General features: G+C 71.6%; 20 protein-coding genes, 2 tRNA genes and 1 riboswitch. Of the genes, 13 read left to right on the plus strand and 9 right to left on the minus strand.

What is annotated here, in order from left to right:
* Nucleotides 1-14 precede the first annotated feature (14 nt).
* The 3 genes from AC5WRT_RS07345 (at nt 15) to AC5WRT_RS07355 (ending at nt 1,430) form a co-directional block, all read left to right on the plus strand.
* Nucleotides 15-87, plus strand: a tRNA-Lys gene (locus tag AC5WRT_RS07345).
* A 245-nt stretch (nt 88-332) separates the two neighbouring features.
* The gene (locus AC5WRT_RS07350; RefSeq protein ID WP_496092037.1) at nt 333-581 is read left to right on the plus strand and encodes a hypothetical protein; all 249 of its coding nucleotides are present in this window, start codon (nt 333-335) and stop codon (nt 579-581) included.
* A 363-nt stretch (nt 582-944) separates the two neighbouring features.
* Nucleotides 945-1,430, plus strand: coding sequence for a MarR family winged helix-turn-helix transcriptional regulator (locus AC5WRT_RS07355; RefSeq protein WP_496092036.1), 486 nt, complete (start codon nt 945-947; stop codon nt 1,428-1,430).
* A 576-nt stretch (nt 1,431-2,006) separates the two neighbouring features.
* Here the strand turns inward: AC5WRT_RS07355 and AC5WRT_RS07360 are convergent.
* Complete coding sequence (locus tag AC5WRT_RS07360; protein WP_496092035.1) at nt 2,007-2,657, minus strand: FMN-dependent NADH-azoreductase; 651 nt, start codon at nt 2,655-2,657, stop codon at nt 2,007-2,009.
* 144 nt (nt 2,658-2,801) lie between these two features.
* On the opposite strand from AC5WRT_RS07360, the gene AC5WRT_RS07365 reads away from it, so the two are divergent.
* The 4 genes from AC5WRT_RS07365 to AC5WRT_RS07380 all read left to right on the plus strand — a co-directional run bounded on the left by AC5WRT_RS07365 (nt 2,802) and on the right by AC5WRT_RS07380 (nt 6,392).
* Nucleotides 2,802-3,470, plus strand: coding sequence for a nitroreductase (locus tag AC5WRT_RS07365; RefSeq protein WP_496092034.1), 669 nt, complete (start codon nt 2,802-2,804; stop codon nt 3,468-3,470).
* A gap of 99 nt (nt 3,471-3,569) precedes the next feature.
* Nucleotides 3,570-4,298 (plus strand): SDR family oxidoreductase, encoded by a 729-nt coding sequence (locus AC5WRT_RS07370; protein ID WP_496092033.1) that lies wholly within the window; start codon nt 3,570-3,572, stop codon nt 4,296-4,298.
* 314 nt (nt 4,299-4,612) lie between these two features.
* Nucleotides 4,613-5,278: a nitroreductase gene (locus AC5WRT_RS07375; protein ID WP_496092323.1), complete on the plus strand. Its 666-nt coding sequence runs from the start codon at nt 4,613-4,615 to the stop codon at nt 5,276-5,278.
* A 178-nt stretch (nt 5,279-5,456) separates the two neighbouring features.
* Nucleotides 5,457-6,392 carry an LppY/LpqO family protein gene (locus AC5WRT_RS07380; protein WP_496092032.1) on the plus strand — a complete coding sequence of 312 codons (936 nt, stop codon included), beginning with the start codon at nt 5,457-5,459 and terminating at the stop codon, nt 6,390-6,392.
* Between the two features lie 65 nt (nt 6,393-6,457).
* On the opposite strand, the gene AC5WRT_RS07385 is transcribed toward AC5WRT_RS07380, so the two are convergent.
* Nucleotides 6,458-7,153 (minus strand): TetR/AcrR family transcriptional regulator, encoded by a 696-nt coding sequence (locus AC5WRT_RS07385; RefSeq protein WP_496092031.1) that lies wholly within the window; start codon nt 7,151-7,153, stop codon nt 6,458-6,460.
* Between the two features lie 136 nt (nt 7,154-7,289).
* Between AC5WRT_RS07385 and AC5WRT_RS07390 the strand changes: the two genes are divergently transcribed.
* The 3 genes from AC5WRT_RS07390 to AC5WRT_RS07400 all read left to right on the plus strand — a co-directional run bounded on the left by AC5WRT_RS07390 (nt 7,290) and on the right by AC5WRT_RS07400 (nt 8,684).
* On the plus strand, nt 7,290-7,949 hold the full coding sequence (locus AC5WRT_RS07390) for an NADPH-dependent FMN reductase (RefSeq protein ID WP_496100022.1): 660 nt from the start codon (nt 7,290-7,292) through the stop codon (nt 7,947-7,949).
* 157 nt (nt 7,950-8,106) lie between these two features.
* The gene (locus AC5WRT_RS07395; RefSeq protein WP_496092029.1) at nt 8,107-8,253 is read left to right on the plus strand and encodes a hypothetical protein; all 147 of its coding nucleotides are present in this window, start codon (nt 8,107-8,109) and stop codon (nt 8,251-8,253) included.
* Nucleotides 8,244-8,684 (plus strand): hypothetical protein, encoded by a 441-nt coding sequence (locus AC5WRT_RS07400; RefSeq protein ID WP_496100023.1) that lies wholly within the window; start codon nt 8,244-8,246, stop codon nt 8,682-8,684. Before AC5WRT_RS07395 ends, AC5WRT_RS07400 begins: the two co-directional genes overlap by 10 nt.
* Here the strand turns inward: AC5WRT_RS07400 and AC5WRT_RS07405 are convergent.
* On the minus strand, nt 8,618-9,250 hold the full coding sequence (locus AC5WRT_RS07405; RefSeq protein ID WP_496092027.1) for a GTP cyclohydrolase II: 633 nt from the start codon (nt 9,248-9,250) through the stop codon (nt 8,618-8,620). The genes AC5WRT_RS07400 and AC5WRT_RS07405 overlap by 67 nt on opposite strands.
* Before the next feature lie 83 nt (nt 9,251-9,333).
* Nucleotides 9,334-9,870, minus strand: a complete 537-nt coding sequence (locus AC5WRT_RS07410; protein WP_496092026.1) for a MarR family winged helix-turn-helix transcriptional regulator — start codon at nt 9,868-9,870, stop codon at nt 9,334-9,336.
* 70 nt (nt 9,871-9,940) lie between these two features.
* On the opposite strand from AC5WRT_RS07410, the gene AC5WRT_RS07415 reads away from it, so the two are divergent.
* Nucleotides 9,941-11,074, plus strand: a complete 1,134-nt coding sequence (locus AC5WRT_RS07415) for a dihydrofolate reductase family protein (RefSeq protein WP_496092025.1) — start codon at nt 9,941-9,943, stop codon at nt 11,072-11,074.
* Nucleotides 11,075-11,120: 46 nt separating this feature from the next.
* On the opposite strand, the gene AC5WRT_RS07420 is transcribed toward AC5WRT_RS07415, so the two are convergent.
* Nucleotides 11,121-11,194: transfer RNA gene (locus AC5WRT_RS07420), tRNA-Met, on the minus strand.
* A 288-nt stretch (nt 11,195-11,482) separates the two neighbouring features.
* Nucleotides 11,483-11,649: riboswitch (cyclic di-AMP (ydaO/yuaA leader) on the plus strand.
* A gap of 9 nt (nt 11,650-11,658) precedes the next feature.
* Between AC5WRT_RS07420 and AC5WRT_RS07425 the strand changes: the two genes are divergently transcribed.
* Entirely contained in the window at nt 11,659-12,684 is a 1,026-nt protein-coding gene (locus tag AC5WRT_RS07425) for a M23 family metallopeptidase (protein ID WP_496092024.1), read from the plus strand.
* A gap of 76 nt (nt 12,685-12,760) precedes the next feature.
* Nucleotides 12,761-13,705 (plus strand): aldo/keto reductase, encoded by a 945-nt coding sequence (locus AC5WRT_RS07430; protein ID WP_496100024.1) that lies wholly within the window; start codon nt 12,761-12,763, stop codon nt 13,703-13,705.
* A gap of 85 nt (nt 13,706-13,790) precedes the next feature.
* Here the strand turns inward: AC5WRT_RS07430 and AC5WRT_RS07435 are convergent, their stop codons facing one another.
* The 4 genes from AC5WRT_RS07435 to AC5WRT_RS07450 all read right to left on the minus strand — a co-directional run bounded on the left by AC5WRT_RS07435 (nt 13,791) and on the right by AC5WRT_RS07450 (nt 18,752).
* Nucleotides 13,791-15,104 (minus strand): PrsW family intramembrane metalloprotease, encoded by a 1,314-nt coding sequence (locus AC5WRT_RS07435; protein ID WP_496092022.1) that lies wholly within the window; start codon nt 15,102-15,104, stop codon nt 13,791-13,793.
* Between the two features lie 42 nt (nt 15,105-15,146).
* The gene (gene trmB / locus AC5WRT_RS07440) at nt 15,147-16,019 is read right to left on the minus strand and encodes a tRNA (guanosine(46)-N7)-methyltransferase TrmB (protein ID WP_496092021.1); all 873 of its coding nucleotides are present in this window, start codon (nt 16,017-16,019) and stop codon (nt 15,147-15,149) included.
* Nucleotides 16,020-16,042: 23 nt separating this feature from the next.
* On the minus strand, nt 16,043-17,266 hold the full coding sequence (gene lhgO / locus AC5WRT_RS07445) for an L-2-hydroxyglutarate oxidase (protein WP_496100025.1): 1,224 nt from the start codon (nt 17,264-17,266) through the stop codon (nt 16,043-16,045).
* A gap of 61 nt (nt 17,267-17,327) precedes the next feature.
* Nucleotides 17,328-18,752: an NsdA family TPR-like regulatory protein gene (locus AC5WRT_RS07450; RefSeq protein WP_496092019.1), complete on the minus strand. Its 1,425-nt coding sequence runs from the start codon at nt 18,750-18,752 to the stop codon at nt 17,328-17,330.
* Between the last annotated feature and the right edge of the window lie 582 nt (nt 18,753-19,334).

Raw genomic sequence — 19,334 nt, forward strand, 5'->3', positions numbered from 1 at the left:
AGGCAACATCGCCTGGGCCCTTAGCTCAATTGGCAGAGCAGTGGACTTTTAATCCATTGGTTGTGGGTTCGAGTCCCACAGGGCCTACGGTTCGCAGGCGGGCTGCATGCTCTTTGACCTGCTGGGCAGCGTCCGGGGCGGCTTCGGCCGGCTCGGGCGCTGTTTCCTTTGCGGGGCCGGACTCACGCCGGGCAACTTTCCGAGCGGTCTCAGAACTCGCCTGTCTCGCAGCCGGAAGCACCACGACCTCGGCCCGGAAGGTGCGGCCCACCGCTACTACCAGGCCGCTGCCAACTCGCCTGCGGAGCCGACCCGCACGACCAGGCCGCCGGATGATGCGCGCCCTCGCCCACCGGGCCCCGAGCGACCCCGCCACTGCGTCGACCGTCGAGAGCGCACCGACCCGTGGCCCGGGCCGCGTCGACGGCCGGACCGGGGCGCTGCTCCACATCACCCATGCCCGCGCGTTCGCCGCCGTGGGCGGGAAGCCCGCAGCGACCCGCGCCCTGCTCGCCGCCGAAGACGCCCTCCTGCGCGGCGACGTCCCGCACGGGCCTCCCGCGCCCTGTCACGTGCGGTGAACGGGAACTCGGGGATCCTCCGACCCGGAGACGGCCTCGCCCGTCTCATCGCAGGTTTCGGCCCACAGCGCCTGCCGGACCCCTCGCAGCACGATCTCCAGGCCACGGCGCGAGGCCGGGAAGACGGGACGAGGGCCGGATATGTTGCTGGCGGCCGTCCGTGCTGTGCCGGCCTTCGGGACGGAGCGGCGCGGGACCGGCCGGCGCGTACCGCGCGACCGGCTGGGCGGCTCGGCCGGCCGGTCGGTCCTGGCGGGGCTGGTGGTACGGCCGCGTACGGCAGTGTGCCGACCTTGGCCGGGGCCCAGGCACAGCCCGATTTGGTTTCGAACGATACCGTATCGAATGAAGTAGCCTGGCCTCATGGCCTCCGACGTTCCTCAGCAGACCACCGCCTCGCGTGCGACCGACCGCCCCGGGGATGCCTCGCCTTTCGCTCTCGGTCTGCTGCTGCGTCGGGCGCACTGGCGCGCGGCCTCGGTGATGGGGGAGGCGCTTCGGCCGCTCGGCGTCGAGTTGCGGCATTTCGCGGTGTTGATCGAGCTGGTCAATCACGGGCCCACGGTGCAGCGGGATCTGGTGGCGGCGACGGGGTCGGACAAGGCGGGAATCATGCGGGTCGTGGACGACCTGGAGCGGAAGGGTCTGGCCGTACGCAAGGCCGTTCCGGGGGACCGGCGGGTGCGGGCCGTGGAGATCACTCCTCAGGGGCTGGAGCTCTTCGACGCGGTCCATGTGGCGGCGGAGCCGCTCGCTGAGCGTCTGGTTGCCGAACTGGGGCCCGGCGAGCCTGAGAAGCTGACGGAACTGCTGACCCGGCTTGCTCATCCGGCAGACGGCGAGGCGTAAGCGCGCGGGCGCACCGGTTGCCGGCCGCGTCGGCACGCTAGTGCCGCAACAGGCAACGTTCGCCCCGTCGCGACGCCCGGCACGCTCCCCCACTGCCTCAAGGGCGTGGGAGGTGCCCCCACTCGCCGCACCGGGCACAAACCCAAGTACAGCCAGTACGAGGGCGTGCACCCGGCACGCCGAGAGCACGCACCGGACGCCGCTCCTCGACGGGCAAACGTTGCCTGCCGCGGCACCAGGTCTCATGCGGCTTCCGCGGCGAAACCGGCCTTGACGGCTGGAGCCGTCGTCGCGAGCCTGCCCCCGGCGGCGGCGGCGGCGGTCGGTCGGGGCTTCGTCGCCGACGGGGCGCCGAGTCGTCCGCGCTGGCGCCGCCCGCGTACGTGGTCGGCGGTGTGCTCTTCACCTTCGCCGAGCATCATCGTCGTCTCGATGCGCGCCCTGCCGACAGGCTGAACCCCGGCCGCCCTCAGGGCCGGGTTACCTGCCCTCAGGTGCCGGGCGCCACGGGCACCGTCGGAGAAGACGCCGTGTGACCTCGTGGGCAGAGTGTCACACGGCGTCCACGGTCTGGGGTTACGCGGCGAGGCGCTCCGCGAGTGCCTTGGCCCTGGCGGTCGCGTCCTCGAAGGCGCGGTTGTGGGACGCCTCGTAGAGGGGGACCAGGTCTGACATGGCCGGATTGCGGGGGGCCATGGTGAGTTCCGGGACGATGAAGTCGAGGTCCAGGCCGAGGGTGTTTTTCAGGACGGCCTCCAGGTAGTTCTGTACGAACTCGTAGCCCTCGCGCGGGGTGCCCGGAGCGTAGGAGCCGCCGCGGCTGGCGACGACGATGACCGGGGTGCCCTGGGCGGAGGGCGTCTCGCCCGCGGTGCGGCCGAGCAGAAGCACGCTGTCCAGCCATGCCTTGAGGGTCGAGGGAATCGAGAAGTTGTACATGGGGGCGCCGATCAGGACCGCGTCCGCCTCCTCCAGCTCCTCAATGAGCTTCACTCGCGCGGCGAACGCGGCGGACTGCTCCGGGGTGCGCTCGGCGGGGGCGGCGTAACCGGCGGACCATGCGGCGGCGGTGATGTGCGGGACAGGGTCGGCGGCCAGGTCGCGGTAGATCACTGTGCCCTCCGGGTGCTGTTCCTCCCAGGTCTTGCGGAAGGCGGCTGTGACCGAACGGGACGAGGACGCCTCGCCCGGGAACACGGACGAGTCGATGTGCAGCAGCGTGGCCATGGGTTTCTCCAAGGAACGGCGCCCGAGGCGGGGAGCCGGGGCTGGGGATTCATGCTCGACAATAGTTGCACACGATACGGTATCGAGTGATACGGTTTTGAGTGTGATGAAGATGAACCCGACGAGAGATGGAGGCGGGTGATCATGGACGTCTACGAGGCGGTCACGAGCCGACGAGCGGTGCGCCGATTCACCGACCAACCTGTTCCGAGGAAGACGCTGGAGCGCGTGCTGTCCGCCGCGGCCTGGGCGCCGTCCGGATCGAACATCCAACCGTGGCGGGCCTACGTGGTGACCGACGGGCCGCTGGCCGAGATCAAGAAACGCGCCGGCGAGCGCCTGGCTGCAGGCGACCCCTGGGACGAGCGGGAGTACGAGATGTACCCAGCCGACCTGAAGTCCCCGTACCGCGAGCGCCGGTCCGACTTCGGCAGGGTGCGCTACGGCGCACTCGGCATCGCCCGCGAGGACTGGGAGGCACGCCGGAGGGCCGCGACGGAGAACTGGAACTGCTTCGGAGCGCCCGCCGCCCTGTTCTGCTACATCGACCGCGACCTGGGCCGGGCCCAGTGGTCCGACGTCGGCATGTTCCTGCAGACCGTCATGCTGCTGCTGCGCGCTGAAGGGTTGCACAGCTGCGCGCAGATGGCGTGGTCGGAGTACCGCAGGACCGTCGCGGAGGTCCTGTCGCCTGCGGAGAACCTCATCCTCTTCTGCGGCATGTCCATCGGATTTGAAGACGTCGCAGCAGAGGAAGCCCGCACAGGCCGGGCGCCGCTCGACGAGACGGTCACGTTCGTCGGCGGTCCCTGACGCCGCCGGTCCGTGATCGATCGACGAACCGTTTCATGTCGCGTCCACATAGCGGTTCATATGCCATATTGCGCATGTAATCCCCACGAAAGGCATGTCATGAAGATCGCAGTCATCGGCGGTACCGGACTGATCGGGTCGCAGGTCGTCAAGAACCTGAACGCCGCCGGACACGAGGCGGTACCGCACTCGAAGTCCACCGGAGTCGACATCATCAGCGGTCAGGGGCTGGACGAGGCGATGGCGGGAGCCGACGTCGTCGTCAACCTGACGAACTCCCCGACCTTCGACGAAGCCTCCCTGTCCTTCTTCCAGACCTCGATGGACAACCTTCTGGCGGCGGCCCGGAAGGGCGGTGTCGGCCACTTCGTCGTCCTCTCGATCGTCGGCGTGGACCAGGTGCCGGAGCTGGACTACTACCGTGCCAAGGTGCTGCAGGAGAAGCTCCTCGCGGCCGGGCCGATCCCCTACTCGATCGTCCGAGCCACGCAGTTCATGGAGTTCATGGACGCCGCCATGTCCTGGACCGCCGACGCCGACACCGTCCGGCTGCCCGCCACGCCCATCCAGCCCATCGCCTCCAAGGACGTGGCCGCCGCGGTGGCGGAGGTCGCCGTCGGTGCCCCGTTGAACGGCATCCGCAACATCGCCGGCCCCGAGATCTTCACCCTGGACGAGCTGGGCCGGATCACCCTCTCCCACAGGGGCGACAGCCGCACCGTCGTGACCGACCCCACCGCCGGCATGTTCGCCGTCGTCAAGGGCGACGTTCTCACCGACAAGGACGCCCACCTCGCCGCCACCCGGTACACCGACTGGCTCTCCTGACGTCCCCCGCCCCCCTGGGTGTCCCGTCCCGGCCCGGCAGCCTTCTTCCCTGCCCCGCCGGGTGCGGCGGCCCGAGTCGGACGGGGTCCGGCTGCGGCCACCCGAGCCCACGGCCGGGCGGGGACGGGGAACGCGCATGCACCCATGTGGTCCCGCCGGGACGGACGGGTCACGACTCTCGGGGTGGGACGGGCCCGTGGACGTCGCGACGGCCGACCGCAGCCATGGCTCTGGATGCGCTGGTGCCGGTGGGCCCGGCGGTCCCGGATGGTCACTGAGCGGGCAGATGGAGCGGACGAAAGAGGCAGATGATCTTGGATGTCTATGAGGCGGTCACGAGCCGACGGGCGGTGCGCGGATTCACCGGCCGACCTGTCCCGAGGCAGGTGCTGGAGCGGGTGCTGTCCGCCGCGGCCTGGGCGCCGTCCGGATCGAACCTCCAGCCGTGGCGCGCCTACGTGGTGACCGGTGGTCCGCTGGCCGAACTCAAGAGGCGCGCCGGCGAGCGCGTGGCGGCGGGCGACCCATGGGACGAGCGAGAGTACGAGATGTACCCGCCCGCGCTGAAGTCTCCGTACCATGAGCGCCGATCCGCCTTCGGCCATGAGCGCTACAGCGCACTCGGTATCGCGCGCGAGGACTGGGAGGCGCGCCAGCGGGCCGCCGCTGCGAACTGGGACTGTTTCGGTGCGCCCGCCGCCCTGTTCTGCTACATCGACCGTGACATGGGCCGGCCTCAATGGTCGGACATCGGCATGTACCTGCAGACCGTCATGCTGCTTCTGCGCGCCGAAGGGCTGCACAGTTGCCCGCAGATGGCGTGGTCGGTGTATCGCAGGACTGTCGCGGAGGTCCTGTCACCACCGGACGACCTCGTCCTCTTCTGCGGCATGTCCATCGGGTTCGAGGACACGACGGTGGGTTACGCCCGTACGGGCCGGGCGCCGCTTGCCGAGACCGTCACGTTCGTCGAGGGGTAGATGCGCCGGCCGGTGACGACACCGGCTTCCCGCCCGGGCGTCGGCGTGCCGGCGGGACGTGCGTGCGGCAGACGGGAGGCGGCTCCCGGCGCGCGCCGAGGGCAGGTGCGTGGTGCTCTGGGAAGGGAGCGACCCCACGCCTTCGGGTGACCCCCGATGCACGACCAGGAGGCCAGCCATGGCTCACCGCAAGCCGTTCCGGCGCCCCGCCACGACCGTCGTCGCCGCCGGAGCCGCGGCCCTCGCCACCACCCTCGCGCTGACGCTGGGCACCGCCTCCGGCCAGACGCCCGGCACCGACTGGAACGCCGTGGGCCGTGCGATCGGGCAGCCGCTGACCACCGAGGACCAGAACGTGCACACCGCCGAGTGGTTGCGCACCGACCTGCACGTGGTCAACGCCGGGGTGACCGAGAACCCGGGCATGGAGCTGAACGCCGAGGCGTCCTTCCACCCCGCGGGCGGCGGCCGGACGCTGATGATCGGCGAGGTCACGCTCACCGACGGCGAGGTGGGCACGGTCGTCGACCGCCTCCAGGAGGGCGGGGTGGAGGTCACCGCGCTGCACAAGCACCTCCAGGACGAGACCCCGCGCCTGTGGTGGCTGCACTACCGGGCACTGGGCGACGCCGTGCGGATCGCCCACACCCTCCACGGGGCCCTCGCCACGACCGGCATGCCCCTGAGCCGGAAGACGGGTGCCGAGCGGCCGATCGCGCTCGACGTCGCCGGGCTGGACCGCGTCATCGGGGCGAAGGGCGAGAACGAGAACGGCGTCCTCCAGTACCACGTCCCGGTCTCCCGGTCCGTCACGGACACCCGTGCCGGGATCACGCTGCCGTACCTGATGGAAGCCTCGACGCTGTTGATGTTCCAGCCGCTCGGCGGTGGGCGGGCTGCGGTCAACGGCGACTTCGCCATGACCGCCGACCAGGTCAACCCTGTGATCCGCGCCCTGCGCGCGCACGGTGTGACCATCATCGAGTTGCACAACCACCTGCTGTACGAGCAGCCGCGCCTGTTCTACATGCACTTCTGGAAGACCGGCGACGCCACCACGCTCGCCCACGACCTGCGCGCGGGCCTGGATCGGATCCACGCACCGCGCGGCTGACAGGGCACCGGAACCTCGCGCCCGCCTTCGCCCGGTCGGAGGGTATCGAACGGGGCCTCGCCCGGTCAGTCCCGGCCCTGCCGGCCGTAGGCCCGCAGGAACGCCGCCACCCCGGACCTGATCAGGCGGTCCGTCTCCGGCCGCGGGAGGGGGAGGACGCCGTAGTGGGTGGACTGGACGATCGTGTGGGTCGTCAGGGCCATGAAGTGGGCGGCGGTCATGGCCGCGTCGCCGTGCGCGTCGAGCAGACCGGCGTCCTCGAGACGGGCCATCGCCTCGGCGACCGCCCGGCCGACGGGTCCCGGGCCCGCCTCGTGCCAGGCCTTCCGGACCTCGGGCGGCACATGGTCGGCCTCGGCGTGGATGTGCCGGACGAGGGCGAAGTGGTTCGGGTAGTCGGTCATGAGCCCGGCGAACCCGCGGGCCAGGGCGACCAGATCGCGCTCCAGGTCCTCGGCGCGTGGTGGCCGCTCGGGGTCCAGAACGGCTCGCAGGCAAGCCAGTTGGGCGTCCCGGACGTCGCTGGACGTCCAGGTCACCACGGTCTGGAAGAGCTGTGCCTTGCCGCCGGGGAAGTGGTTGTAGAGCGTGCGCGTGGAGACGCCGGCCTCGGCGGCCAGCGCGTCGACCGAGGCGCGCGCGTAGCCCTCGCGGCCGAAGACCGTGCAGGACGCGCTCGCGATCGCCATCTGCTTCTCGAGCCTGCGCGGTGAGACCTCGCGTCGCGCCCGTGCCGTCCGGGCCTCGTTCGTTTCGCCCACGCCGCCTCCCTGCTCCTCAGGCCCGCCACTCTATCCGACTTACAACGACCGTTGTACTTCTTACAACGCTCGTTGTACTTTCCTGAACAGGAGAGGCCGCACAGGACGGCCCCACGCCATGACAAGGGGGACACCTATGTCTGTCACCAGCGAGAACGCTGTCCCAGCCGATGCCGATGCCGATGCCGATGCCGCTGCTGCTGCCGCCGAAGCCCCGCTGCGTGTCGCGGTCGTCGTGGGCAGCGTCCGGGAAGGCCGACAGGGCCGGGCCGTGGCCGGCTGGTTCCTCAGTACCACCGCCGGTGACGCCGGCCTCGACCTCGACGTCATCGACCTCGCCGGGATCGACCTGCCGCTGGTGCTGCCCGACTGGGGTGGCAAGCCGAGCCCCGAGGCCGTGGCCGCGCTGCGGGACATCTCGCCGCGGCTGGCCGCCGCGGACGCGTTCGTCGTCGTCACGCCCGAGTACAACCACAGCTTTCCGGCGTCCCTGAAGAACTTCATCGACTGGCACCACGCCCAGTGGCGGGCCAAGCCGGTGGGCTTCGTCTCGTACGGCGGCCTCGGCGGCGGGCTGCGCGCGGTCGAGCAACTCCGGCTGGTCTTCGCCGAACTGCACGCGACGACCGTGCGCGACTCGGTCAGCCTGCACGGTCCCTGGTCCGGCCTCGGCGAGGACGGCACCCCGCGGGACGCGGCCGTGTGCGCCGGCGCCGCCAAGGGCATGCTCGGTCAACTCGCCTGGTGGGCACGGGCGTTGCGGGTCGCACGAGCCGAGCGTCCGTACGCGGGCTGAGAGCGGGACAGGGGGGAGGCGGTGGAGATGCGTACGAACGCGCCCGTCGAGGGGACGACCCGCCCGGATTCGGCCACGGCTTGAACCGCACCCCGGCCGTCACCGTCATCGGCACGGTGATGGCCGTGCTCGACACGACGATCGTCAACGTGGCCCTGTGCCGGCTCTCGCAGGCCTTCGGCGCCTCGCCGGCGACCGTCCAGTGGGCCACCACGGCGTACCGCCCGCGCTGGCCGCCGTCGTCCCGACCGCCGCCTGGGCCATGGCCCGGATCGGCGCCAGGCCGCCCTCGGCATGGCGCTGACGGCCCGGCAGGCCGGGGTGCCCGGGGTCGCGCACTGGCGGATGGTCGGGTCGGCCGTGGTCACGGGGGTCGGCACCGGCATGGTGCTGCTGCCGACGACGACCACCGCGAGCCGTGACCTGACCCGGGACCGGCTGGCCGGGGCGAGCACCGCGCTGAGCACCGACGCCCAGCTGGGCGCGTCCGTCGGCACGGCCGTACTCTCGGTGGTCGTCGCCGCTGCGGGCCCGCATCCGTCCGGCTTCCGCACGGCGTACACGGTCGCGGCGACACTGCTGGCGCTGTCGGCCCTCCCGGCCCTGGCCCTTCCGGGGCGCCGGAGAGCGGGGGGCGCGGGTGAGGATGTGCGAGGGGCCTCCCCGGTTCAGCCCACCCCCAGCTCCGTCAACGGCAGCGTGTGGCGGGTCTGGAGGACCTTCGCGCGGAGGTAGCGGACGTTGTGGGGCGTGGTGAAGACGCCGGTCGGCACCCGGTCCCGGACGGTGACGCCCAGGGCGCGCAACTGCTCGGCCTTGTCGGGGTTGTTGGACAGCAGGTCCAGTTCGCCGATGCCCAGGGCGGTGAGCATCTGCGCGGCGGCCGTGTAGTCGCGGGCGTCCTCCGGCAGGCCGAGCGCGGCGTTCGCCGCGTAGGTGTCGAGGCCCCGGTCCTGGAGGGCGTAGGCGTCGAGCTTGTTGTAGAGGCCGATGCCGCGGCCCTCCTGGCGGAGGTAGAGCAGGACGCCGCCGCGGTCGGCGATGCGCTCGACCGCCTCGCGCAGCTGTGGTCCGCAGTCGCAGCGGGCCGAGCCGAAGACGTCGCCGGTCAGGCACTCGGAGTGCAGCCGCACCAGCGGGACGGTGCCCGGCGCCGGGTCGCCGAGGACGACGGCGACGTGCTCCTGCCCGTCGGCCAGGCCGTGGAAGGTGACGAGTTCGGCGTCGACGCCGTAGCCGTCGTGGAAGCGCAGCGGTACCCGGACACGGGCGCGTGGCGTGGCGGCGGGGATGTCGGGCATGCGGATCCCTCCGAAGGCAGTTGCTTCAGATTTGAAGCAGCGATACGCACAGGACCCTACCGCATGCTTAAAAGTTAAAGCAATCAGTCCCCGCCGACCGGGGAATCCGGGGAGGAGCAGGACGAACGGCGCCGCCAGGGCACGTCCTCCGCCCGGGGTGCGGGGTCCTCGCCCTGCAGGGCGCGCGCGATCCCGCTGCAGATCTCCTCCAGCTGCCCGACCTGCTCCGGCGTGAGCCGGTCGAACAGGGTGGCGCGCACGGTCTCGACGTGCCCGGGCGCCGTACGCTCCAGTACGGCCATGCCCGCGTCCGTCAGGACGGCGATGCTGCTGCGCCTGTCCCGGCGGCAGTCCTCCCGGCGTACCAGGCCGTCCCTCTCGAGACGGGTCACCGCGTACGTCAGCCGGCTGCGCGTGATCTTCAGTGTCTCGGCGAGATCGGTCATCCGCAGCCGCCGGTCGGGCGCGTCGGAGAGGTTGGCCAGCACGGAGTAGAACAGGTGGGGCATGCCGGCGTCCTGCTGGAGCTGTCGGTCGACGACGTCCTCCAGGAGGCGCGTCGCGGCGAGATACGCGCGCCAGGCGCGCAGTTCCTCGGGGCTGAGCCAGCGGGTCGTCATGCCGCCAGTGTAAGTTTGTTTCAAACTTGAACCAAGCGCCGCTTCGCCGACCCGCAGGGAGACCGCGCCGATGTCGTACCCGTACGTGCTGCTGTCCGCCGCCGTCTCCCTCGACGGTTACCTGGACGACACCGGACCCGACCGGCTGCTGCTGTCCGGCCCGGCCGACTTCGACCGGGTCGACGCGGTACGGGCCCGCGCCGACGCCATCCTCGTCGGCGCCGGCACGATCCGTGCCGACAACCCGCGGCTGCTGGTCAACTCCGCCGAGCGGCGCGCGGCCCGGGTCCGGGCGGGCCGGCCGGAGTACCCGCTGAAGGTGACCGTCACCGCCACCGGCGACCTCGATCCCGACGCGCGGTTCTGGCACACCGGCGGCGACAAGCTCGTCTACACCACCGACGAGGGGGCGGAGCGGGCCACCCGCCGGGTCGGTGACGTCGCCGGCGTCGTCCCGCTCGGCCCGGACCTCGACTGGCGAGCCCTGCTGTCCCACCTGCACGACGTCCGCGGGGTGCGGCGGCTGATGGTCGAGGGCGGCGGCACGGTCCACACCCAGCTGCTGCGGCTGGGCCTCGCCGACGAACTCCAGCTGGTCCTCGCGCCGCTGTTCGTCGGCGACCCGGCCGCGCCCCGCCTGTTCGGGCCCGGCGGCTACCAGGCCGGACGGCTGCGGCTCACCGAGACCCGCCGCATCGAGGACGTGGTCCTCATGCGGTACGAGCCCACCGCCCCCGGCAGCGGGCCGCTCCCCACCGCCGCCGACCGGCACTGGCTGCGCACCGCCTGCGAGCTGGCCGCGCTGTGCCCGCCCTCGAAGACGGCGTTCAGCGTCGGTGCGGTCGTGGTCGCCGCCGACGGTACGGAGCTGGCCCGCGGCCACTCGCGGGAGGGCGGGGACGCGGCGGTCCACGCGGAGGAGGCCGCGCTGGCGAAGCTCGATCCGGCCGACCCACGGCTGGCCGGCGCCACCGTCTACAGCAGCCTGGAGCCCTGCGCCCGGCGCGCCTCGCGGCCCGTGCCCTGCGCCGAGCTGATCCTCCGGGCGGGGGTACGGCGGGTGGTCACGGCATGGCGGGAGCCGGACACGTTCGTGGCGGAGGCCGACGGGACCGGAGTCCTCGTCGACGGGGGTGCGCAGGTGGTCGTCCTGCCGGAGCTGGAGGATCTCGCCAAGGCGGCGAACGGCCACCTGCTGGGATGACACTCAGGGCCGGAAACCACCGTGGTTTCCGGCCCTGAGTCTTCAGTAGCGGGGACAGGATTTGAACCTGCGACCTCTGGGTTATGAGCCCAGCGAGCTACCGAGCTGCTCCACCCCGCGTCGTTGTGACTCCAGCATACACCCATCGGCGGGCGGCCCGACGACACCCCCGGCCACCCCTCACCGAGGGTGAGCGGACGACCGCCCTCCGCATAACATCTGAGACACCATCAAAAACGCCGACACTGCTGGATGCCGGTCAACTCGCCCGTTTTGCTGTGCTCCTGACCGGTAAGTCCGCGACCGTGAACGTTAATGATCAAGCCGAACGGCTTGGAAAGTGCCTGGCAGGTCTATTAACGTTCGATAACGCAGCGCGGTCGTCCCAGCCGTCACAAGAGGCGGCTCCGTGCGCACGCGCCGAATCCCGCGAGGGAACCGGGGAACCACCATCTTGGGGTGAATCACGCGGATGCCGACGTGAACTCGCAGAGTCCACGTCTCGTATACGTGCGTAGGAGACCTTCCTGCTCCGAACCCGTCAGCTAACCCGGTAGGCGGAGGAAGGAAAGGAGTACGCCCGAGTGGCGTCCAACCGGCCCGCCCCACAAGCTCCGTTCATGCCCCCGCAAGCCGACCCGGAAACCTTCGGCTACGGCGCCTACCGCGCCGAGGAGGGGCCCTGGGAGGAGTGGAACCCCACCGAGGACTCCGTCGTCCCGGTCCGCGGCCGGCACCGGGTCGCCAAGCAGCGTGGCGGCTTCGCGCGCAGCTCCACCGTTCTCGGCGTCGGCGTGATGGCCGCGGTCGGCGCGGGCGGCATGGCCAGCGCCAACACCGGCAAGCCGCCCGTCTCCATCTCGCTGCCGGACCTGGACTCCGTCGAGCACCTCTTCGGCGGCTCCTCCCACACGCCCGAGGCGACCGCCACCGGGCTCAGCAAGGTCGGCACCACCACCGACAGCGCCGACAGCGGCAACGCCGCCGAGGCCCTGCGCAACCGGATCATGGCCCAGGCCGAGCAGCAGCGGGGCCAGGCCGACAGCAAGGCCACCGCCGCCACGCTCGCCGCCACCGAGAAGCAGATCGCCGACGCGGCCGCCAAGGCGGAGAAGGAGGCCGCCGCCAAGGCAGCCGCCGCCAAGGAGAAGGCGGAGGCCGACGCCAAGAAGGCCGCCGAGGCCAAGCGGCTGGCCGAGCTGGCCAAGGAGTACACCCTGCCGGTCGTCTCGTACACGATCACCGGCACCTTCGGGGAGCCGGGCGCGATGTGGTCCTCCGGCTACCACACCGGTCTCGACTTCGCCGCCCCCACCGGCACCCTCATCAAGGCCATCCACAGCGGCACGGTCACCGAGGCCGGCTGGGCCGGTGCCTACGGCTACCGCACCGTGCTGACCCTGGACGACGGCACTGAGCTGTGGTTCTGCCACCAGTCCTCGATCAACGTCTCCGTCGGCCAGAAGGTCTCCACGGGCCAGGTCATCGGCCGCGTCGGCGCCACCGGCAACGTCACCGGCCCGCACCTGCATCTGGAGGTCCACCCGAACGGGCAGGCCGCCGCCGTCGACCCGGCGCCCTGGCTGCGCGCCAAGGGCCTCAACCCCTGAGCCCCACTGCTCTTTTCGCGGGATTCCGACGCCGGTGGTGGAATGCGGTCATCCACCGCCGGCGTTGACTTGGAGCATGACTTCTCTGCGCACACTCGGCTCCTCCGACCTCGAGGTCTTTCCGCTCTGCCTGGGCGGCAACGTCTTCGGCTGGACCGCGGACGAGGAGACCTCCTTCGCCGTCCTCGACGCCTACGCGGAGGCCGGCGGCAACTTCATCGACACCGCCGACTCCTACTCGGCCTGGATCGAGGGGCACAAGGGCGGCGAGTCCGAGACGGTCCTCGGCAAGTGGATCAAGTCCCGCGGCAACCGCGACCGCGTCGTCATCGCCACCAAGGTCAGCCAGCACCCCGAGTACCAGGGGCTGTCCGCCGCCAACATCAAGGCCGCGGCCGACGCCTCCCTGCGTCGCCTGGACACCGACCACATCGACCTCTACTACACCCACTTCGACAAGCCCGAGATCCCCGTCGAGGAGATCATCGGCGCGCTGGACGAGCTGGTCAGGGCGGGCAAGGTCCGGTACATCGCCGCCTCCAACATCAGTCCGGAGCGGCTGAAGGCCTCGCTCGACCTCTCCGACCGCGAGGGCCTGGCCCGCTATGTCGCCCTCCAGCCCCACTACAACCTGGTCTCCCGCGACACCTACGAGGGCCCGCTGCGGGACCTGGTCGCCGAGGAGCACCTGGCCGCGGTGCCGTACTTCTCCCTTGCCGCGGGCTTTCTGACCGGCAAGTACCGCCCCGGCACCGAGGTGGACAGCGCCCGCGCGGGCCGGGCCCAGGAGTACGCCGACTCCGAGCGCGGTCGGAAGGTCCTTGCGGCCCTGGACGAGATCGCCGCCACCCACGACGCGCCCGTCGCCACGGTCGCCCTCGCCTGGCTCGCCGCCCAGCCCACGATCACCGCCCCGATCGCCTCGGCCCGCACGGTGGAACAGCTCCCGGCGCTGCTGGGCGTGGTCGACCTGGAGCTGACGGACAAGGAGGTGGCACGGCTGGCGGAGGCCTCGGCCTGATCTCCTGCCGCCGCCGAGCCGTTCCGGGCGCGCCCGCGCTCAGTGACGACGGCCCGGTCCAGCGGTGCTCGGGCAACCCTGCCGGCTACGACCGATACGGGTTGTGAGCGGAGTAGGGCGCCGCCGGACGGCCGTACCCCGGCCGGTACGCCGGGGGCGCCGGTGGCGCGTACACCGCCCGCGCCTGCGGAGCCACCCGGGCCGCGTACTCCAGTGCCGACCGCGCCACGTTGCGCCGTTTCCACAGCGCGTCCAGCAGTTCCCGCTCCCGTACGACGAAGTCGGCCCCGGCCTTCCCCTTGCGTCCCCGGTGCCGCAGGAACGCGAGCGAGGTGGCGTACGCCTCGTACTGGGCCACGGCCCGCGCCGCAGGCCGGCCGCCGTGGTGCCGGGCGTAGTCCCGCGCCGTGCGCCGCGCCCGCATCGACCCGAGCGCGAACGGCTCGGCCGGCCCCAGCCACCCGGCCAGCACGTATGCCGGCAGCTCCTCGCGCACGGTACGCAGCTCCCGCTGCCGCGTGAAGACAGCGAGCCAGGTCAGCAGCCCGAACACGGGCACCATGAACCCGCCGTAGACGGCGAAGAACCCGAACTCGCCGAAGGTGGAGGAGCCGTTCCAGAAGGCGTGCATGCTCATCGCCAGCAGCAGGCCGCCGAGCGGCAGCAGCACCCGCCGGGCCCGCTGCCGCTCGGCGGAGAGCGCGGAGACGCCGAAGCCCAGGCCGGTGAGGGTGGTGAACAGGGGGTGCGCGAACGGCGACATCACGATGCGCACGAAGAAGGTGGCGGCGGTGACGGAGGCGATGCCGCCGCCGCTGACCTGGTCGGCCCCGAAGGCCGTGCCCAGGTAGAGGATGTTCTCGGTGAAGGCGAACCCGGTGGCGGTGATGCCCGCTATCACCACCCCGTCGACGATCCCGGTGAAGTCACGTCTGCGGAAGAGGAAGACCAGCAGGACGGCGGCGGCCTTGGCGGACTCCTCCACGATGGGCGCTATCACGGTGGCGCCCAGGGTGTCGGCACTGGCCGGATCGGCGGTGGCGGTGGCTATCCACTTGGTCGCGAAGCTGTTGGCGACGATGGCTATCAGCGCCGCCGCGCACGCTCCCCAGGCGAAGGCGAACACCAGGTTCCGCCAGGGGCCCGGCTCCACCCGGTCCAGCCACCGGAAGGCGGCTATGAGCCACGGCACGGGCAGCACGGCGAGGCCGAGCCCGACGAGGAACCCCTCGGTACCGGTCTGCCGACGCACCAGCGCCAGGATGACCAGGCCGGACATGGCCAGCAGGGTGATCAGCGCCCCGTACCGCACCCATCGGAGCTGCCACCAGTGCGGATGGCGCAGCGCGGGGCCGCGGGGGCCCGGGGGACACGTCGGGAAGGGAGGACTGGTGGCCACGGCATCGACCCTAACGGTGGCGGGACGAGGGGCTGGAGCTGTTTATCGGTCCTGCCGACCGGACTGATCGCAGTCCTGCTGGTCGGAGGGACCGCCGCCCCGATGCGGTACGCGGCGGAAGAGCAGATCGTTCACCACGTGTCCCTTCTCCAGTCCCTGGCCCTCGAAACGGGTCAGCGGCCGGAACCCGGGGCGCGGCGCGAAACCGCCGTCCGCCTGTGTGTTCTCGAACGCGGGGTGTGCGGTGAGCACCTCGAGCATCTGCTCGGCGTACGGCTCCCAGTCGGTCGCGCAGTGCACGATCGCACCGGGCCTGAGCCGGGTCGCGGCCAGGTCGAGGAACGCGGGCTGGACGAGCCGCCGCTTGTGGTGCCGCTTCTTGGGCCAGGGGTCCGGGAAGTACACCCGGAGTCCGTCGAGCGAGTCGGACGTGAGCATCTCCCTGAGCAGGATGATCGCGTCCCCGTTGGCCACCCGGACGTTGGACAGGCCGTTGCGGTCGGCGAGAGCGAGCAGATTGCCCTGACCCGGGGTGTGCACGTCGACGGCGAGGATGTTGGTGTCCGGGTCGGCGGCGGCCATCCGCGCGGTGGCTTCGCCCATCCCGAACCCGATCTCCAGCACGACCGGTCCGTCGTTGCCGAACAGCTCGGCCAGGTCGATGACCCGCTGTCCGTCGATGTCGAGGCCCCACTCGGGCCACAGCCGCTGGAGCGCGTCCGCCTGCCCGGCGGTCACCCGGCTGCGCCGCGGCTGGAAGCTGCGGATCCGCCGCTCGAAGTGCGATCCGGCGGGATCGGCCTTGGGACCGTCCGGAAACCGCGGCTCTCCCTTGGCCCGGCTGTGCCGGACGGGCACGCCGGGGGTGTGGGGCACGGGCGTGGGGGCTTCGGGGACGTTGAGGGAGTCAGACACAGTGCTTCCGATTTTACGGGCCCCTACGCGGGTGCCTTCCCGAGCATGTCCAGCACCCGGCGTCCGATCTCCCGCCCGATCGGCAGGGAGGCGGTGGCCGCCGGGGACGGCGCGTTGAGCACATGCACGGCCCGGGCTCCCTCCCGGATGAGGAAGTCGTCGACCAGCGTGCCGTCCCGCAGCACCGCCTGGGCCCGCACTCCGGCCTGGGCCCGCACCAGGTCGTCGGCCTGCACCGCGGGCAGAAGCCGGCACACCGCCTCCAGGCACGCCCCTTTGGACAGCGAGCGGTGCAGCTCCCCGGCGCCGTATCTCCAGTGCCGCCGGGCGATCGCCCACGATCCCGGCCACGCCAGGGTCCCGGCCAGCTCCCGGGGGCGTACGACCCCCCAGCCGTACCCCTCCCGGGCCAGGGCCGGCACCGCGTTGGGCCCGATGTGCACGCCGCCGTCGATGCCCCGGGTCAGATGGACCCCGAGGAACGGGAACGCCGGGTCCGGCACCGGATAGACCAGCCCGCGCACCAACTCCGGCCGCGCCAGCTCGTAGTACTCCCCGCGGAACGGCACGATCCGCACCCCGGGCTCGTCCCCGGTCAGCCGGGACACCTCGTCGCAGTGGAGCCCGGCGCAGTTGACCAGCACGCGCGCGCGTACGACCTCCCCGCCCGCGGTGAGGACGGCCACGCCGCGCTCCGGGCGGCGGTCGATCCGGACGACCCGGGCGCCGTAGCGGATCTCGGCGCCGGAGGCCCGCGCCAGCTGCCGGGCCACTCCGACGAAGTCGCACACCCCCGTCGTGCCGACGTGTATGGCGGCGAGGCCGCGGACCTCGGGCTCGTACTCCCCGATCTGCGCGGAGCCCAGCTCGCGGACCGGGATCCCGTTCTCCCGGCCGCGCTGCACGAGTGCGTGCAGGCGGGGCAGCTCCTCCCGCTCCGTGGCGACGATCAGTTTGCCGGTGACGGCGTGCGCGATGCCGTACTCGGCGCAGAACTTCACCATCTCGGCGGCACCCCGCACCGCGTACCGCGCCTTGAGCGAGCCCGGGCGGTAGTAGATCCCGCTGTGGATCACCCCGCTGTTGCGGCCCGTCTGGTGCCGGGCCGGGCCCGGCTCCTTCTCCAGCACGGTGACCGCCGTACCCGGCGCGGCCCGGGTGATCGCATACGCCGTGGACAGCCCGACGATCCCCCCACCGACCACGAGCACGTCACAGTCGTACGCCCCGACCGGCACCTGCACCACCTCCCACCTCGATAGTGCACTGCGCCACTGACAACGCCTTCAAACGCGGGGGTGAGCGTTCTCATGCCGGAGCCATCAGCAGCGGCCGGGCCCGCTCCCGCAGCTCCACCACTCTCGGCTCGTCCCCGTACGGTTCGAGGCGGTGCAGCAGGTCCTTCACGTACTCCGTGGTCCGGGCCGAGGAGATGCGCCCGGCCACCTCCACGGCCCGCACCCCCTGCTCACAGGCTGCGTCGAGATTCCCCGACTCCAGCTCGGCCACCGCCGAGACCACCAGCCGCAGCCCGTGCGACCGCACGAACTCCTCGGTCGGCTTCGACAGTGCCTGCTCCGTGAACCGCCGCACCTGGCGGGGCGCCTTCAGATCGCGATAGCACTCGGCCGCGTCGGCGGCGAACCGGTCATAACCATAAAAACCAAGCCAGGTGGGGTCGTTGTCCCCCTCCCGTGATCGCTCCAGCCACCCCTCCGCGGCCTTCAGTGCGGCCCCGGCGGCCTGCGCGTCTCCCGCACGCGCGTGTGCCCGCGCCTCCACCAGCCGGAAGAAACTCATCGTGCGCGCGGTCGCCAGCCCGCGATTGCGCTCCAGCGCGGCCTGCGCCAGATCGACCCCCTCGTCGCCGAAGCCGCGGTAGGTCGCCTGCAGCGACATGGAGGCCAGCACATAGCCGCCCAGCGGGACGTCCGCCGCAGCGCGCGCGAGCCGCAGCGCCTGGATGTAGTACCGCTGCGCCGCCTCCTGCTGCCCGGTGTCGAAGGCCATCCACCCGGCGAGCCGGGTCAGTTCGGCGGAGGCCCCGAAGAGCGCCCGCCCCACCTCGTCGGAGTACGAGCCGAGCAGCAGCGGCGCCGCCTCCACCCGCAGGCACTCCGGCACCATCGACGAACGCCAGTCCCCGCCCCCGTACTTGGAGTCCCACCGCCGGGCGTCCTCGGCGGCCTCCCGCAGCTTCTGCACATCGCTGTGGCCGACTTTGATCGGTGCGCCGGAGCCCTCGGCCGAGCCGGCCTCCCGCGCGACCGAGCTGTCGGCGGGGGTTATCAGCCATCGTGAGGCGGGCGTTGCGTATGCGCTCACTGCGAACGATCCGGCGAGCGACTGCCAGATGCCGCCGGAGCCGGCCCGGCGGCCGGCGAGGTCGAGACGGTACAGCTCCGTCGCCGACTTCACCGCCTGGCCGACGTCTCTGGGGAAGGCGAGGCCCACCTCGGGTGCGGGATCCGCGTCCGCCAGGCCGATCTCGTGGAGCGGCACCGGGCGGCCGAGTTTCTGGCCGATGGCGGCCGCGATGAGGTGCGGCGCCGCGCCCTGCGGCACCATCCCCTTCGACACCCAGCGCGCCACGGAGGTCTTGTCGTAGCGAAGAGTCAACCCGCGCTGAGCGCCAAGGTCGTTGACGCGCCGCGCGAGTCCCGCGTTGCTGATTCCCGCGAGGGCGAGAACGGCGCCGAGTTTTTCGTTCGGCCCGCGTTGCTCCCTGGACATGCGCCACCCCTCGACACAGACGGCTGCCGCGCTGGCATAACCACGCGGCATTCGTAAACCCAGCGTAGTTCGCCGCATCCCAAGCGTTAAGGGGCATTCTTCCGGATGGCGGGATTGTGGTCCGTACGAGAGTGCGGTCCTGTACGCACCGTGCACGGGCTGTCGTCACGTGCACCCGCGCGTGTGGCCGTGCGCCCGTCCGTGCGCTCTTCTCCGGCCATCGGGAGAGCGGTTCCATGGGTCTCGCGTGGGTCGGCCCGCTGTACTGGATCCAGTGGGCTGGGGGACACCGCCGCCTTCATCCCCGCGGGTGGCGGACCGGTCCGGGAGGCGATGCCCGCCTCCCGGACTGTGCGCGTTTCCGCGCCTCCACGCCCGCCGCAGGCCTGTACGGAGCGTGCTCATCTTCCTGTGTGCTCAGCAGATTTGGCTGAAAATCGCCCCTGCCTGTCCCGGCGCACATCCGCCCCGACCATGCAACTTCAGGGCGCGAAGGGTGGTTTGGGGGAGCGTACAGGGGGCGCATTCGAGTCGCGCTCACCGGGCTCGTGCCCTGCGGTTCCCTCGATCGAAGCCGGTGCC

The organism is Streptomyces sp. NTD91, from assembly GCF_059510455.1.

What these genes read in the sequence shown, in the direction of transcription:
- AC5WRT_RS07350 (WP_496092037.1), top strand. Translation starts at nt 333, where the DNA reads ATGATGCGCGCCCTCGCCCACCGGGCCCCGAGCGACCCCGCCACTGCG.
- AC5WRT_RS07355 (WP_496092036.1), top strand. Translation starts at nt 945, where the DNA reads ATGGCCTCCGACGTTCCTCAGCAGACCACCGCCTCGCGTGCGACCGAC.
- AC5WRT_RS07360 (WP_496092035.1), bottom strand. Translation starts at nt 2,657, where the DNA reads ATGGCCACGCTGCTGCACATCGACTCGTCCGTGTTCCCGGGCGAGGCG.
- AC5WRT_RS07365 (WP_496092034.1), top strand. Translation starts at nt 2,802, where the DNA reads ATGGACGTCTACGAGGCGGTCACGAGCCGACGAGCGGTGCGCCGATTC.
- AC5WRT_RS07370 (WP_496092033.1), top strand. Translation starts at nt 3,570, where the DNA reads ATGAAGATCGCAGTCATCGGCGGTACCGGACTGATCGGGTCGCAGGTC.
- AC5WRT_RS07380 (WP_496092032.1), top strand. Translation starts at nt 5,457, where the DNA reads ATGGCTCACCGCAAGCCGTTCCGGCGCCCCGCCACGACCGTCGTCGCC.
- AC5WRT_RS07390 (WP_496100022.1), top strand. Translation starts at nt 7,290, where the DNA reads ATGTCTGTCACCAGCGAGAACGCTGTCCCAGCCGATGCCGATGCCGAT.
- AC5WRT_RS07400 (WP_496100023.1), top strand. Translation starts at nt 8,244, where the DNA reads ATGGCGCTGACGGCCCGGCAGGCCGGGGTGCCCGGGGTCGCGCACTGG.
- AC5WRT_RS07405 (WP_496092027.1), bottom strand. Translation starts at nt 9,250, where the DNA reads ATGCCCGACATCCCCGCCGCCACGCCACGCGCCCGTGTCCGGGTACCG.
- AC5WRT_RS07410 (WP_496092026.1), bottom strand. Translation starts at nt 9,870, where the DNA reads ATGACGACCCGCTGGCTCAGCCCCGAGGAACTGCGCGCCTGGCGCGCG.
- AC5WRT_RS07415 (WP_496092025.1), top strand. Translation starts at nt 9,941, where the DNA reads ATGTCGTACCCGTACGTGCTGCTGTCCGCCGCCGTCTCCCTCGACGGT.
- AC5WRT_RS07430 (WP_496100024.1), top strand. Translation starts at nt 12,761, where the DNA reads ATGACTTCTCTGCGCACACTCGGCTCCTCCGACCTCGAGGTCTTTCCG.
- AC5WRT_RS07450 (WP_496092019.1), bottom strand. Translation starts at nt 18,752, where the DNA reads ATGTCCAGGGAGCAACGCGGGCCGAACGAAAAACTCGGCGCCGTTCTC.